Origin of the sequence: Bradyrhizobium shewense, assembly GCF_900094605.1 — a bacterium.
Classification (GTDB): Bacteria; Pseudomonadota; Alphaproteobacteria; order Rhizobiales; family Xanthobacteraceae; genus Bradyrhizobium; species Bradyrhizobium shewense.
The window spans coordinates 26,921-41,387 of record NZ_FMAI01000007.1; the positions used below are offsets into that span (position 1 = coordinate 26,921).

General features: G+C 66.0%; 15 protein-coding genes. 6 read left to right on the plus strand and 9 right to left on the minus strand.

Features of this window, described 5'->3' with window-relative positions:
- Window positions 1–29: 29 nt before the first annotated feature.
- A complete protein-coding gene (panC, locus tag GA0061098_RS14950) occupies window positions 30–881 on the plus strand; it encodes a pantoate--beta-alanine ligase (RefSeq protein WP_091957021.1) in 852 nt (283 codons plus the stop codon).
- On the opposite strand, the gene GA0061098_RS14955 is transcribed toward panC, so the two are convergent.
- The 4 genes from GA0061098_RS14955 to GA0061098_RS14970 form a co-directional block, all read right to left on the minus strand.
- Window positions 878–1,318 carry a DUF1489 family protein gene (locus GA0061098_RS14955; protein ID WP_091957023.1) on the minus strand — a complete coding sequence of 147 codons (441 nt, stop codon included), beginning with the start codon at window positions 1,316–1,318 and terminating at the stop codon, window positions 878–880. The genes panC and GA0061098_RS14955 overlap by 4 nt on opposite strands.
- Before the next feature lie 42 nt (window positions 1,319–1,360).
- Window positions 1,361–2,350, minus strand: a complete 990-nt coding sequence (locus GA0061098_RS14960; protein WP_091957026.1) for a hypothetical protein — start codon at window positions 2,348–2,350, stop codon at window positions 1,361–1,363.
- 157 nt (window positions 2,351–2,507) lie between these two features.
- Window positions 2,508–2,711: a hypothetical protein gene (locus GA0061098_RS14965; protein ID WP_018321158.1), complete on the minus strand. Its 204-nt coding sequence runs from the start codon at window positions 2,709–2,711 to the stop codon at window positions 2,508–2,510.
- A 305-nt stretch (window positions 2,712–3,016) separates the two neighbouring features.
- Window positions 3,017–3,679 carry a glutathione S-transferase family protein gene (locus GA0061098_RS14970; RefSeq protein ID WP_091957029.1) on the minus strand — a complete coding sequence of 221 codons (663 nt, stop codon included), beginning with the start codon at window positions 3,677–3,679 and terminating at the stop codon, window positions 3,017–3,019.
- 146 nt (window positions 3,680–3,825) lie between these two features.
- Here GA0061098_RS14970 and GA0061098_RS14975 point away from each other — a divergent pair, with 146 nt between their 5' ends.
- The gene (locus tag GA0061098_RS14975) at window positions 3,826–4,539 is read left to right on the plus strand and encodes a DUF599 domain-containing protein (RefSeq protein WP_091957032.1); all 714 of its coding nucleotides are present in this window, start codon (window positions 3,826–3,828) and stop codon (window positions 4,537–4,539) included.
- Window positions 4,540–5,647: 1,108 nt separating this feature from the next.
- On the opposite strand, the gene GA0061098_RS14990 is transcribed toward GA0061098_RS14975, so the two are convergent.
- Window positions 5,648–6,667, minus strand: a complete 1,020-nt coding sequence (locus tag GA0061098_RS14990) for an AraC family transcriptional regulator (RefSeq protein WP_245323346.1) — start codon at window positions 6,665–6,667, stop codon at window positions 5,648–5,650.
- 46 nt (window positions 6,668–6,713) lie between these two features.
- On the opposite strand from GA0061098_RS14990, the gene GA0061098_RS14995 reads away from it, so the two are divergent.
- Entirely contained in the window at window positions 6,714–7,712 is a 999-nt protein-coding gene (locus tag GA0061098_RS14995) for a zinc-dependent alcohol dehydrogenase family protein (RefSeq protein WP_091957037.1), read from the plus strand.
- Between the two features lie 170 nt (window positions 7,713–7,882).
- Window positions 7,883–8,071 (plus strand): DUF1330 domain-containing protein, encoded by a 189-nt coding sequence (locus tag GA0061098_RS15000; protein WP_245323377.1) that lies wholly within the window; start codon window positions 7,883–7,885, stop codon window positions 8,069–8,071.
- Between the two features lie 71 nt (window positions 8,072–8,142).
- Here GA0061098_RS15000 and GA0061098_RS15005 read toward each other — a convergent pair whose 3' ends face one another.
- From GA0061098_RS15005 to mgtE, 4 genes are all read right to left on the minus strand, one after another.
- Window positions 8,143–9,111 (minus strand): hypothetical protein, encoded by a 969-nt coding sequence (locus GA0061098_RS15005; protein ID WP_091957040.1) that lies wholly within the window; start codon window positions 9,109–9,111, stop codon window positions 8,143–8,145.
- Between the two features lie 49 nt (window positions 9,112–9,160).
- Window positions 9,161–9,979, minus strand: a complete 819-nt coding sequence (locus GA0061098_RS15010) for an aldo/keto reductase (protein WP_091957041.1) — start codon at window positions 9,977–9,979, stop codon at window positions 9,161–9,163.
- A 180-nt stretch (window positions 9,980–10,159) separates the two neighbouring features.
- Window positions 10,160–10,477: a helix-turn-helix domain-containing protein gene (locus tag GA0061098_RS15015; RefSeq protein WP_038949950.1), complete on the minus strand. Its 318-nt coding sequence runs from the start codon at window positions 10,475–10,477 to the stop codon at window positions 10,160–10,162.
- Between the two features lie 221 nt (window positions 10,478–10,698).
- Complete coding sequence (mgtE, locus tag GA0061098_RS15020; protein ID WP_091957042.1) at window positions 10,699–12,120, minus strand: magnesium transporter; 1,422 nt, start codon at window positions 12,118–12,120, stop codon at window positions 10,699–10,701.
- A gap of 82 nt (window positions 12,121–12,202) precedes the next feature.
- Here mgtE and GA0061098_RS15025 point away from each other — a divergent pair, with 82 nt between their 5' ends.
- Window positions 12,203–13,009, plus strand: coding sequence for a polysaccharide deacetylase family protein (locus GA0061098_RS15025; protein ID WP_091957043.1), 807 nt, complete (start codon window positions 12,203–12,205; stop codon window positions 13,007–13,009).
- A gap of 179 nt (window positions 13,010–13,188) precedes the next feature.
- On the plus strand, window positions 13,189–14,466 hold the full coding sequence (locus tag GA0061098_RS15030) for a polysaccharide deacetylase family protein (protein ID WP_091957044.1): 1,278 nt from the start codon (window positions 13,189–13,191) through the stop codon (window positions 14,464–14,466).
- Window position 14,467: the final 1 nt, after the last annotated feature.

Genomic DNA, 14,467 nt, shown 5'->3' on the forward strand with positions numbered 1-14,467 from the left:
GCGCCGATTCCCAACCCTGTCGAGTCCTGATGTCAGCAAGCCCTTTGATCGCCCGCACGGTCCCAACCTTGCGCCGCGCCGTCGACAATCTCCGCAAGCGAAAGGCCACGATCGCGCTGGTCCCGACCATGGGGGCCCTCCATGACGGCCATGTGTCTCTCGTCCGCCTCGCCAAGCGGCGCGCCAGCCGCGTCATGGTCTCGATCTTCGTCAACCCGACCCAGTTCGCCCCCACCGAGGACTTCGGCGCCTATCCGCGCACCTGGAAGGCCGACATCGCCAAGCTCGCAGCCGAGGATGTCGATATCGTCTGGCACCCAGGCGTCGAGGCGATGTATCCGGACGGCTTTGCCACCCGCATCGTGCCGGAGGGACCGGCGATTGCCGGCCTCGAGGACCGCTTCCGCCCGCATTTCTTCGGCGGCGTCGCCACCGTCGTCGGCAAGCTGTTCACGCAGTGCCGGCCGGACTTCGCGATCTTCGGCGAAAAGGATTTTCAGCAGTTGCGGGTGGTGTCGCAGATGGCGCGCGACCTCGACCTCGGCGTCAAGGTCGTCGGCTCCCGCACCGTGCGCGAGCGCGACGGGCTCGCGATGTCCTCGCGCAACGTCTATCTGTCGCCCGAGGAGCGGCAGACCGCCCCCATCCTCTACCGCGCCATGAAGGACAGCGCCGGCCGCATCCGTGCCGGCGAAGCCGTTGCGTCGGCAATGAAGCGTGGCGCCGCGACGATCGAGGCGGCCGGCTTTGCGCTCGACTATTACGAAGCGCGCCATGCCGAGACGCTGGCGCCCCTCACCTCGCGCAAGGACGGCCCGTTGCGGATCCTGGTCGCCGCCAAGCTCGGCACGACCCGGCTGATCGACAATATCGCGGTTTAGAGCAGCCCGAGATCGCGCAATTCGCGCCGCATCGGCTCCGGCATCGCCGCGATCGAGCCGGCGGCGGACTTGCCGAGATCGGGCGGCACGGAATCATCAGTGAGATAGCGCCAGCCCTGGAACGGGCGCATCGGCCGCGGCGACACCGAGACCACTTTCGGCTGCATCACGATCCGGCAGCGGCCGATGCCGTCCTTGTCCCGGAACGGCTCGATGCCGATGATCTTTTCCCGCGCGGCGATCTCGCCCTTGATCACCCAATAGAGCGACCCGCCGGCGAGGATCTCGGCATCGCGCTTGGGGACCATGCGGGTGATGTGGATGTGATGTTGCGGCAGACCCTTCTTCTTGGCGGTCTGCATCCGTTCGGCGATCCACTCCTTCAATTCCTTGACGGAGTCGCAACCGACGGCGAGCTTGATCAGATGTAGCGGCATGCCCAAGCATTAGCCGGGCAGCACCGCATTTGGAATGCCGATCTACTCGTTATCCGCAGCCGCGGGCGCGGCCGCCGAGGCTGGCGGCGGAGCGAGCGGAACCGGTGCTGCCGCGGGAGCACGCGCCGCCTTCGGAGCCGGCGGCTTCTTCGCGGCCGGTGGTGCGGCGGCCTGTGCCGACGTCGCAGCGGGCGCGCGCGGTGCCGGCGCTGCGTTCGCGGCGGCGGGCGCCGCCTGACGCGTCGTCGCCGTGGGCTCCGGATTCATGATGCTCACTGGCGGCGTCGACGAGGCGCTCGGGAACTCAGCGCTGGTCGGCTTGCCCGTCGGCATCGCGGGCGGCAGCCCGGCAAGCGCGGCCGTGGCCGGCATCGCCGACGCCGTTGCAGGCGCGTTCCAGGTTGGGGCATAGCGCGCGACCAGCATGTCGTAGAGATGGGCGTCCATGTTGGCGGCAACCCGCTGCTGGTCGGTCAACGAGCGGAACGCGGCGCAGTCGAACTGCGTGCAGCCGTCGCGCACGACCAGCACCTGCGCCACGAGGCCGTAGCGATCGTGCTCCAGCGCCTTGCGCAGCACCTTCATGTCGGTCGTCAGGCTCTTCTCGGCGATCGCGGCATCACCGAGCGCGGTCAGCCGGTCGATTCGGGCCGCGGTGTAGGAGACGGCGGTAGCTGCGGCATCCGGCGAGCCGAACAGCGCCTTCTCGCAGCCGATGGCGACCGCATCACCGGCGAGATCGTCGAGACAGGACAGCGCCGGCAGGCTCGCGATGACGGCCCCTTGCGCGCGCGCTTCAGTCGGAGCGTCCTGCCCCGCCGGTCCATAGACGCGCACGGTGGCAGCTCCAGCGATCGCGATGGACAGCAGCGTGATCACGGTCAGCGCGCCGTTGGCGACCGACCTGTCGGCGCGCAGCAGCGTGATCAGCAGGATCAATCCGAAGAATCCGGCAGCCGCCAGCGTCATCCACATCGGAAATGCCGGCGAGCGCCAGATTTGGTCGAGCGGAGTGGCCCAGGCCCAGTTCATGCGCGACGTACCCTCACGCGAGCAGAGAGCGAATGGTCAAGCGAGCACCGCGAGTCGGCAACTGCCCCCAAGCCCACCTTGGGAAGGTGAAGCGGGCCTTTTGACGGCGACAGGACACAATTCCGCAGAGGCGCGAATGCGCGGGGAGCGTCGGTCTTCAGGAGAGCGCGAGCTGGCTTTCCTTGGCGACGCGTTCGAAGGCTTCGGTCGAGCTCTTGATCCGGTACTGGCAGTCGTCGCCGTCGGTCGGCAGCAGGCGGATGACCTCGTACGAGCCGCTGGCAGCAGGGCGCGCGACGTTGCTGGCCGTGAACAATACGCGCGTTCCAATCGGGAATTTGTGCTTCAACACCCTCTCCATCACTCAAACAACGCCTGCCTCGCCCATGGTCCCACTGCGACGGCCGGCCAGAAACCCAGCGCTGTATAGCACGCGGCCAGCCGATTTGGCCAGCGCCATGCCACCATAGCGAATGGGTAAATCTTACAGTCTTTTCAGAATGATAGGGATGGAACCGGCGGGCCGATGATACCGCCGGGGCCGCATGTTCAGGCGGCATGTCGCAGGGCCGGTCGCAGCCCGATTGGCATATGGCCCCGGTCAATGTCCGGAACGTGAGCGCCGCCGGCCGGCACACAGCCAGCGGCCTCGTTCGGACCGACCGGTCAGGCGTCCTCGAACTTCTCGATGACCAGGGTTTCGGCCAGCCCGTCGCGGGTCCATTCCTGGAAGGCCGGCAGCGCCATCATCGTCTCCATGTAGGCCTTGGTGTCCGGCGCGACGTCGATCGCGTAGGTGCGCAGGCGATGCACCACCGGCGCGTACATCGCATCGGCCGCACCGAAGCGGCCGAACAGGAACGGACCCTTGGCACCATAGCGCGTGCGGCACTCGCGCCAGATCTCCTCGATGCGCGCGACGTTGGCCTTGGCGTCGGCCGACAGCACCAAGGGCCGGACCGGCCGGTGCAGGTTCATGCCGCATTCGTTGCGCAGGGGCACGAAGCCGGAATGCATCTCGGCGCACACCGATCGGGCATGCGCGCGCGCGGCGACGTCGTCGGGCCACAGCTTCACTTCCGGATAGCGCTCGGCGATGTATTCGATGATGGCGAGCGAATCCCACACCGTGACGTCGCCGTCGACCAGCACCGGCACCTTGCCGGCACGGCTGAAGGACAGGATCTGCTCCTTGTCCGCGGGATTGTCGGTGTAGAGCGGGATCAGCGTCTCCACGAACGGGATGTCGTTGGCGCGAAGCGCGAGCCATGGACGCATCGACCATGACGAGTAGTTCTTGTTACCGATCGCGAGTTTCAGCGCAGCCATGTCATCAGTCCTTCCCGAGACGTCCTAGAGCGAGCCGCTTTTAACGCCATCCCCTGCCGCCAATCAATCGTTGCTGCGTCCCGCCATGCGTGGCAATCGTTGCGGTCCTCGCCAAGAGACGGACAAGAGACGGACATGAGACAGACATGAGCAGGCACTGGGTCGACATCACCGCGGTCGGCTTCTTCATCATCGAATGGCTGGTCTATGCCCTGACGCTGGAGCATTCGGCCTACGGCCGCGACAGCCTGTCGGCGCGCATGAACCGCTATCGCGAGGTCTGGGTGCGCCGGCTGCTCGACCGCGAGACGCGCATGGTCGACATGCAGATCATGGCCTCGCTGCAGAACGGAACCGCTTTCTTCGCCTCGACCAGCCTGATCGCGCTCGGCGGCGCGCTGGCGCTGCTACACGCCACCAACGATGCGATCACGATTTTGAGCAAGCTGCCGATCGACCTCAGCACGTCGCCGGCGATGTGGGAGCTGAAATGCGTCGGCCTCGTGCTGATCTGCGTCTATGCCTTCTTCAAATTCGCCTGGTCCTATCGCCTGTTCAACTATGTCGCGATCCTGTTCGGCGGCATGCCGCCGGCTGAGCGGCGCGACACGCCGGAGGCGGAGGCCCATGTCATCCGCACCACGCGCCTGTTCGAATCCGCCGGCCGCCATTTCAACCGCGGCCAGCGCGCCTTCTTCTTCGCGCTCGGCTATCTCGGCTGGTTCGTCAGCCCCTGGGTACTGTTCGTGACTACGGCGGCGGTGGTGGTCGTGACCTGGCGCCGGCAATTCGCATCGAGCGCATGGGCGGCGATGGCACCGGAGGTGGGGGATGATGAGGGGATGAAGCGCGGTCATTGAGGCACGTGTCCCGGACGCGACGCAGCGCGAAGCGCTGCTTCGCAGAGCCGGGACCCAGAAGGCGACAGGGCGCGATGCGGCGAGGTGGGCCCCGGCTCTGCAGCGCACCACTTCCGGACGATGCTTCGCATCGCCGGCAGCGCTGCGCTGCGTCCGGGGCGCGAGAGCGGAGTGTGGCGCGCGCTCTCCACATGATTGCGATGTCCAGTCCAGATCCCAGCAGCGCTGCCGTAGGGTGGGCAAAGGCGCAGAGCGCCGTGCCCACGATCTCCGTCCATAAGCAACAAGGCGTGGGCACGCTGCGCTTTGCCCACCCTACGAGATCGAGTTTGTGGCACGCAGCTCAGCTCACGGACACGCCTTCGCGGCCTCGCGGCTTAATTCGCCCGAGCTTTGCTTCGTCGCTCCACCCTCTAATCCAAGAGGGCGCAGGGAAGACCGGGTGCCGGCTCGCACCCGCGGTCCGCTGCGCGAAAAGCACACGCAGAAAGAATCGCACAGCAGCATACAGGTGGCGCCGATCACTCGGCCTTCCCTGCGCGATGGTCGGACGGCTTATGCCGTGCTCTCCCGGGAGCCGAGTTCCCTCTGGCCTCCCTCGCCGCTCGAATTGACGATGCAGTCCGCCCGGTTGGGCTCGCGCGCACCTTCGCAGACAGCTTGACCGTAGCAACGACGGCCAGGACCACACGGTTTTGCCGTACGCGCGGCCCGCCATTTCGCCGCAGTTTTTCCAGCCCTGTCGACGGAGCGGAAACTTACAGACGAGACGAACCTGACAGCGCCGCTCGTCGCACGAAGCCTCAGGCTCACAGGGACTACCCGCCCTGCCCGCGCCCCTCGTGCCGACGCTGCCGCGTCCACCGCAAGCCCGGCTCGCGACAGTGACGACACATAGTCGCCCCTCTTGGTGAGCCGGGATGCGCAACACATACGCCGAAACCGAATTTCGGTAAAGTGGAATATTTTTGTGAAGGTCGATTGACAGCATCCTGGGTGTTTTGCCCGTCGGGTAACCGAACGAACCTTATTCGACAATGGCGATTACGCGCTCTATCGCGAGCCTGTTGGCGGAGACGACTGGCGCCAAGTGAAATTAAGAGAGTGCTCAATAGACCGCCGCACGGCGCGCAGCCCGTGCGTCCGAGACAGGAGCTCGCGGCCCGGCGACGGCACGACGCTCGCGCCGCCATTGCCCAGGCGACATTCCAGTCGTCGCCTTGAAGGCCCGGCTGAGCGCGACGTCTGTGCCATAGCCGGTTTGCTCGGCTGCCGCCGCGATCGAGTGGCCCGCTGCGAGCAAAAGCTTGGCCCGGTAGATGCGCCACGTGGCGATATAGGTCAGCGGCGGCACGCCGACGACCGATTTGAAGAGCGCCGCGAACGATGAGCGCGACATCGCGGCGTGGCGGGCAAGCTGCTCCAGCGTCCATGGGCGGGCAAGATCGGCATGGATCAGGCTTAAGGTTCGGGCAAGCTGGCGATGGGTCAGGCCCGCGAGCCAGCCATCGGACACGTTGCCCTCGGACGAGGCCCAAGTCCGGATCGCCTGAATGAAGAGCACGTCGAGCAGGCGGCCGACAACGTAAGAACCGCCCAGCGACCCCTGTGCTTCCTCCGCTCCAATCTGTTCGAGGATCGAGACCATCTGCCCTGCGTCGCGGTCGGCCATCGTGACATGGACGACGTCGGGCAGCAGCGCCGACAACGGCTCGCCCGCGGCATGATCGAAGGTGAACAGCGTCGAGAAGAACTCGCACGGCTCGCCGTCGCCGCCGAAGGCGACCAGTTCTCCCGTCACGTGATCGGCCACCTGCCAACAGGGGATCGCGGCGCGATCGGACGTGTCGCCTAATATTCCCTTAACCCCCTGCTTGATGATGAGGCAGTGCCCAGCCTGGACGACGACGGGCGGGTGCCCGACCTGGGTGAACCAGCCCTGCCCCTTTGCCACGACTACCAGCCGCGCCTGTCCCCCGCTGTCGAACGAAATCGCCCAGGGTGCATGCCCGCGCAAGCGGACGAAGAGCGAGCTCTCAAGCTGCATCGCGCTCAGGACGGAATCGAAGGGGTGCATGGGACCTTTGGACGATGGGTTAGGAAACCTACACTCCAGGTAATGGATCATCTGGTCAAGTCCGACCTACATGCCTCCCAGAACCGGAGTAACTTGCATGAAGATCTATCGTCTGCGGAAGATCGGCTCGATCGACGGCCTGGAATTGTGCGAGGAGCCCAAGCCGCAGCCCGGTCGGGGCGAAGTCCTGGTCAACATCAAGGCGATCTCACTCAATTTTCGCGACCTCACGATCGTCAATGGCTGGTCGCCGTTTCCCCTGGAGGAAGGCCGCGCGCAGGTGTCCGACGCCGCCGGGGTGGTCGAGGCCGTCGGCTCGGGGGTCACCCGCTTCGCGGTCGGCGACCGGGTGGCGAACAATTTCATGCCGGGCTGGTATGCGGGGCCCTTCCGTGAGTTCGCGCCGCAATACGGCAGCCAGATCGATGGCTGGATGGCCGAGTATCGCGTTGTCGATCAGCACGAACTGGTTGCCATTCCCGCCTCCATCAGCTTCGCCGACGCCGCGACTCTGCCATGCGCCGCGGTCACTGGTTGGAATGCGGTCGCCGGCGTTGGTCCGCAGCACCGCGTGCTGACGCAGGGGACCGGTGGTGTGTCGCTGTTCGCGCTTCAATTCGCCAAGGCGCGCGGCGCCGAGGTCATCGCGACGACCTCGTCGAACGAGAAGGCGGAGCGGCTGCGCGCCTTGGGCGCCGATCATGTCATCAACTATGCCGAGAATCCCAACTGGGGCGAGCAGGCCAAAGCACTCACCGGCGGGCGCGGCGTCGACCGCGTGGTCGAGGTTGGCGGACCCGGCACCTTCGCCCAGTCGCTGAAAGCGGTCGCGCTGAGCGGCCAGGTGTCGATGGTCGGCGTGCTCGCACAAGGTGAGATGCCCGGCTACCTCGACATGTTTCTCACCTTCGCTCGGTTCCAGACGATCGCGACTGGTAACCGCCAGGACCTCGAGGACGTGATTGCGGCCGTCGCGCAGAACGGCACCCGTCCAGTGATCGACAGCCGCTTCACGTTCGCCGACGGCAAGGCTGCGTTCGAGCACTTCGGCAAGCGCAATGTGTTCGGCAAGGTCGTCATCACCAACGGCGCGTGATCGGTGCGAAGCAGTCTCTTCCGGCCGACTGCACCAACACTCTGAGAGCAAACCCTACGGAGCTTCTTACCCATGAGCGCCTATGCCATCTTCATTCGCGAACGCAATCCGGGTGAACTGCGGACCTATGCAGACATGGTCTCCCCCTTCTCAACATCACGGAAGCGACCATTCTCGCCGCCTACGGCCCTCAGGACGTTCTTGAAGGACCTTCTCCCGAGGGTGTGGTGATCGTCAGATTCCCGACTATCGAAGCCGGACGCGCATTCTATGATAGCGCCGAATACCGCGCCGCCGTCCAACACCGCTTTCTGGGCGCAGACTATCGATCCATCCTCGTTCAGAGGATCGACGACTAACCTGTTCGGCAAGGTCGTCATCACGATGGATGCATGGGTAGAGAGAGGGGGGCGTCTTGAACTCGCCCCGATCAGGAACCGCCGAAATCCCGTGGGCTAAACGGCAGGTCCATGATCTTCCATTCCCCGTACAGATTTGCCGGCAGCATCTTGTAAGGTTGGCAGTTCTGGAGCGCGCTCATGGCGGACTTCACGAGTGCCACGCCTTTCGCGGACGGCGGAGCCTCGATCAGGATCGGCTCGCGCGCCAGCGTGCCGTCGGTCGCGAACACCGTGCGTAGCTTGATGTGAACGGCGTCGGTGGGGCTGAGTCCGGCCGGCAATTTCGCACAGCTGCGCAAATGGCGACGAAGCGCGGCGATGACTTCCTGCGGCAGCTTGGCTGCGATTGAATCCTTGGCATCGCCGCCATCGTCCTTGGGGGCGTCTTTCGGCAGCTCCGGCGGCAATTCCGGCGGCAGGCCCAACATGACGCCGTACTTGACGGTGACGTCAGGCTGCGGAGCCTGATAGGCCGGCGGCGGCGCGGCCTCCGGCTGCTGCATCGCTTGCGGCGGCGGCTGCATCGGTGGCTGCGGCATCGCCTGGGGCGGTTGTTGCTGCGCTTGCGGCGGCGGCTGTTGCGACGGCTGTGGCTGTTGAGGCTGCGGCTGCACGTTGGCCTCACGCTGCTTCGGCGCCGGCGAGGGTTGAGGCTGCTTCTGCTGCGGTTCAGGTGGCGTCTGCTGCGGCGACGGTGCCGCGGCCTGCTGCTTGGCCGCGGGCTTGTCCGCCGCTTCGGACTTGTCGGTGAAATCGAGCTTCGGCAGCTTCAGATCGGGCGTGGGCTCCGGCGGCTTCTCCTTGGCCGCCTCCTTCGTCTCCTGCTCCTTGATCTCTTCCTTCACCTGCTCCGGCGTGACGATGTCGACGGTCACGGTCTCCGGCGGCTGGCTGCGAAACGGATGGACCTCGCTGATCACGATGATCAGCGCCACCAGCGTCAGATGCGCGATTGCTGACGCCGCAATGTCCGTCCGTATGATCTTCCGCAGTTCCATCGACCGATCTTGGGTTGCCGTCGCGGTCCTAGCATACCCCAGCCCCCTCTCAATCCCATTTCGGGGCGAAGCCGAAGTCGGTCAGCCGGCCCTTCGGACTGGCGAGTGCGGCGATCCGGCTCATCTCGTCCTCCGACAGCTCGAAATCGAAGATCTCGATGTTTTCAGACAGGCGTTCGATGCGCGAGGTGCGCGGGATCGCAGCGACATTCTGTTGCACCAGCCAGCGCAGGCAGACCTGCGCCGGCGTCTTGCGGTGGGCGCGTCCGATCTCGGCCAGCCTCTGGTCGGACTTGATGCGTCCCTTGGCGATCGGGCTGTAGGCTACGAGCGCAAGGCCATGCTGGTCGCAGGCCGCCCTCACCTTCGCCTGATCGAGATAAGGGTGGTATTCGACCTGGTTGCAGACCAGCGGCTCCGGCGACAGCGCGACCGCCTGCTCGATCAGCGCCACCGTGAAATTGGAGACGCCGATGTGGCGGGTCAGGCCCATGGCCTTCGCATGCGACAGCGCGCCGAGCGTCTCCGCCAACGGCACGTGCGAATTCGGCCAGTGCAGCAGCAACAAATCGACGGAGGGAAGCCGCATGCGGACCAGGCTCTCCTTGACCGAGCGCTCGAGATCGTGGGGCGCGAAATGGTTGGTCCAGACCTTGGTGGTGAGGAAGATTTCGTCCCGGCGCACGCCGGAGGCGCGCAAGCCGTCGCCGACCTCGCGTTCATTCTCGTAGACCTGCGCGGTGTCGATGTGGCGATAGCCGAACCGCAGCGCCTGCTCGACCACGCGCGCGGCAGGCCTTCCGCTCAGCTCCCAGGTCCCGAGCCCGATCGCCGGGATCCTTGCGCCATTGGTCTCGACGAACAGCATGAGGAATCCTCTCTGTCGCGGTCGCCCCAAATCATCGTCCAGGTGTCATTATGGACCCGGCCCGTCACGGTGCCAACGGACGACGCCGGCCGCCGGGCCGGATCTTCAGCGCAATGCTAACGGGAGGTTCGCGCCAGGCCTTGATGTCAGGCCTTTGACGTCAGGCCTTGAGGCCTTAGCTCAGGCTTTGGCGAGCGCCTGGAACACCGTATCCGGCGCATGCGCGATCACGGCGAGCAGCGCGCGGGCCGGTCCCCGCGGGGCGCGCTTGCCCTGCTCCCAGTTGCGGATGGTCTCGACGGGAACACCGAGCTTGGCGGCGAACTCCATCTGGGTCAGGCAGGCGCGGCGACGCAAATCGCGCACCGCGAGCGGGTTGGCGTCGGCCGGCGCGGCATTGGCCGTGGGCTCGACCGGAGACGGCTGGACCGGAAATTCCTGTCCATCGCGCAACTCAACGACCCGTCCGTCCGCCTTCAGCCGCAACCGCATGCTCATTCCCCCAAGCGAGGCGATGATGCGGCAGGTCGCTTAAGTTCGGATTAAAGATACGAGGTCTCGTGCCCCGGACGCACGCAGCGCGCCGCGTTCGCGGCGTGGTGCGCTGCTGAGCCGGGGCCCATTTCGCCGGGCGGACCGTGTCGCCATCTGGGTCCCCGTTCTGCGCAGCAGCGCTACGCGCCGCAGCGGGCCCGGGACACAAGAGCGAGAGCGCCGCCCTACCTCAGCCCGAACCAGAGCGTCGCGATGCCGAGGAAGGAGAAGAAGCCGACCACATCCGTTACCGTGGTGACGAAGGTGCCCGACGCCACCGCGGGGTCGGCCCTGACGCGTTCGAGCGCCATCGGGATCAGGATGCCGCCGAGCGCGCCGGCGATGAGGTTGCAGACCATCGCCAGCCCGATGACGATGCCGAGGCCGGGGATCTTGAACCAGGCCACCGCCGCAATCCCCGTGATCACGGCGAAGGCGAGCCCGTTGACGAGACCGACCAGCGCCTCGCGCATCACCACGCGCCAGGCGTTGGAAGAACCGAGCTCGCGCGTCGCCAGCGCCCGCACCGCCACCGTCATGGTCTGGGTCGCGGCGTTCCCGCCCTGGCTCGCCACGATCGGCGCCAGCACAGCGAGCGCGACCATCTTCTCCAGCTGGCCCTCGAACAGGCCGAGCACCGAGGATGCCAGGAAGGCGGTGGCGAGATTGACCAGCAGCCAGTTGAACCGCGCGCGCGCAATCGTCAGGAAGGTGTCCGACAGCTCTTCGTCGCTGGTGACGCCGCCGAGCGCCTTGAGATCCTCGTCCGCCTCCTCCTCGATGACGTCGACGACGTCATCGACGGTGATGACGCCGACCAGGCGGTCCTGGGTGTCGAGCACGGGAGCTGCGACGAGATTGTACTTGCCGAACATGCGCGCGACCTCTTCCTGGTCCTCCAGAACGGAGACGCGGCGGCGGTCCTCGTCGGTGAGCTCGGTGAGCGGCACTGGCCGGCGCGCGCGCAGCAGCACGTCGAGGGGGACTGCGCCCTGCCAGTGCTGGTCCTTGTCGACGACGTAGATCTCGTAGAAGCGGTCGGGCAGATCCGGCGTCTCGCGCATGTAGTCGATCGCCTGCCCCACGGTGAAATCCTGGGGCACCGCGATGAACTCGGTCTGCATCCGGCGGCCCGCGGAATTCTCGGGGTACAGCAGGCTGCGTTCGAGCGCGACGCGCTCCTTGAGCGGCAGCTTTTCGAGGATCTCCTCCTGCTCGGCCTGGTCGAGGGTCTCGAGCAGCTCGACGGCGTCGTCGGATTCGAGCTCGCGAACACCTTCCGCGACGGTCTCCGGCGGCAGTTCCTCGAGGATCTCCTCGCGCACGCCCTCGTCGAGCTCGTTCAGCGCGGAGAAGTCGAAATCGCGGCCGGTCAGCTCGACCAGGCGGACGCGGTCGTTGGGCTCCAGAGCGCCGATGAGATCGCCGAGATCGGCCTCGTGCAGCTCGGCGACGCAGGCGCGCAGCGAGGCGCTGTCGCCGGCCTCGATCGCATGAGCGATTTCCTCGACGAATTCGTGCCTGATATCGCCGTCTTCATTGCGCATCGGCACGTGGTCGAGTACCGAATCCGCGACGGATCGGGCAACGTCCATATGTTCATCCATGGCGCGCCTCGCCGTTTGACAGGTTGGAACGAATGGTCTGGGCTGACGGTCAGGCAATACCCACAAGGCAACTCCGAGCGCAATGACAAAGATGCTTCGACTGCGGTGGACCTCGATGTCATCAGGCGCGGCCCTCGCTGCCCTGATCGGCATCGCTTCGGCCGTGGCCGCCGAGTGTCCGCGCAAGGACGCGCTCGGCACCTCGCGCGTGCTGAGTGTCGATGCCAGGAGCACGCCGCGCGTGGGCCTGAAGAGCTTTCCGCAGACGCTTGCGCTGGCCGATCACGAGGTCGTGCTGACCTTCGACGACGGGCCGAACCCGCCGACGACGTCGAAGGTGCTGGCGGCGCTGGCGCAGGAATGCGTGCGCGCGACCTTCTTCCTGATCGGCCTGCACGCCAGCCAGCATCCCGACATGGTCAAGCGCATCGCGCGCGAGGGCCACAGCATCGGCCACCACACCTTCTCGCATCCGTTCATGGCGCGGATCCCGTTCGACAAGGCCAAGAGCGAGGTCGACCGCGGCATCGCGGCCGTCGAGATGGCGCTGCACGGCGCCTCGACCACGACGCCTTCGACGCCGTTCTTCCGTTTCCCCTATTTCGAGGCCACGCAGGCCGAGCTCGATCTGTTGCAATCACGCGGCATCGTCGTGTTCGGCGCTGACCTCTGGGCCAGCGACTGGAACGAGATGACGCCGGAGCAGGAATTGAAGCTGGTCACGGAGCGCCTCGCAGCTAGCGGCAAGGGCATCGTCCTCTTCCACGACCCCAAGGCGCGCACCGCCGCGATCATGCCGGCCTTCCTGCGGTATCTGAGGGAGAACGGTTTTCGCGTGGTCCACATCGTGCCGGCCGGCCCGCCGCAGAAGAGCGCCGATGCGCGCTGATGCCGGAATGTCACGCCGGCGCAAAATGGGGTGATTTGGGGCCTATTAACACTCTGTTCATGATACCCCATGCAAATGGATGGGGATTTTGTGACGGGAAAGGTTCTTTGGGCCTGAACCGTTTCCTGATGTCTCCGACCTACTATGGCGGCAATCGCACATGAGGGCAGACAGGGTTCATGATCGGAAGTAGCGTTGTCTTGCGGACGCGATCGTGGATCGTCCTTTGCCTCGGCGGATTCCTTGGATGTTCGACCATCGGATCGCCGGCGGCGCTTGCCGCCGACTGCCCGGGCCATCCCGACGCGCTCGGGACGTCCCGCACCCTGGTGGTCGATCCGCGCGAGCATCCGCTGATCGGCACCATGCAGTACCGCGAGACGCTGCCGCTCAGGGATCATGAGGTCGTCCTGACCTTCGACGACGGTCCGCTGCCGAAATATTCCAACCAGGTCCTCAAGATGCTCGACGACGAGTGCATCAAGGCGACCTTCTTCATCATCGGCAGCCAGGCCAAGGCGAACCCCGAAGGCGTGCGCAAGCTGGTGGCGGCGGGCCACACGGTCGGCACCCACAGCATGAACCATCCGCTGACCTTCGACCGGATGCCGATCGAGAAGGCCGAGGCCGAGATCAACGGCGGCATCGAATGGACCTCGGCCGCGATGACCGATCCGTCCAAGCTGGCGCCGTTCTTCCGCATTCCCGGCCTGATGCGCGCCGAAGGCGTCGAGCATCATCTGATCTCGCGCGGCATCCAGGTGTGGAGCGCCGACTTCCCCGCCGACGACTGGCGCCATGTGTCGTCCGACCGCGTCTATCAGCTCGCGATCCAGCGGCTGGAGGCCAAGGGCAAGGGCATTTTGTTGCTGCACGACATCCAGGCGCGGACGGTGGCGGCGCTGCCAAAAATCATCCGCGACCTCAAGGCGCGCGGCTATCGCATCGTGCATGTGGTGCCGGCGACCGCCGAGCGGCCGGCAACGCCGACCACGCCAGTGGAATGGCTGCTGCATCCGCCGACCGAGACCGTGCCGATCGCGCGCTGGCCTTCCGTTCCGAGCTTCGTGTTCACGCAGACCAGGACGCTGCCGGCGCCTTCGCTCGCCGACCTCAATGCGCAGACCGAGCATCAGCCGCTGCTGCCGCGCCGGACCAAGGGTCAGATGGACATCGCCTCCGCCCTGCCCGTGCCCGGCCGCGCTCTGTTCGCGATTCCGGAAGGCTCGGTCGAGGTGCTGCTGTCCACGACATTGTCGCGGCGTGCCGCAACGCGGCTGGCAATGGCGGCCGAGACGCCGCATGCGGCCAGGGGCAAGGCAGCCAAGGGCACGACGGCCAAGTTCCAGGCTCGACATACCGCGCATGCGGCACCGGCCGCACCGAAGCCTGCCCCGCAGGCCAAGAGCGCGACGCCGCGCTCGACCCGCATCGCCAGTCTGAAGAAGCGCGCTTAGT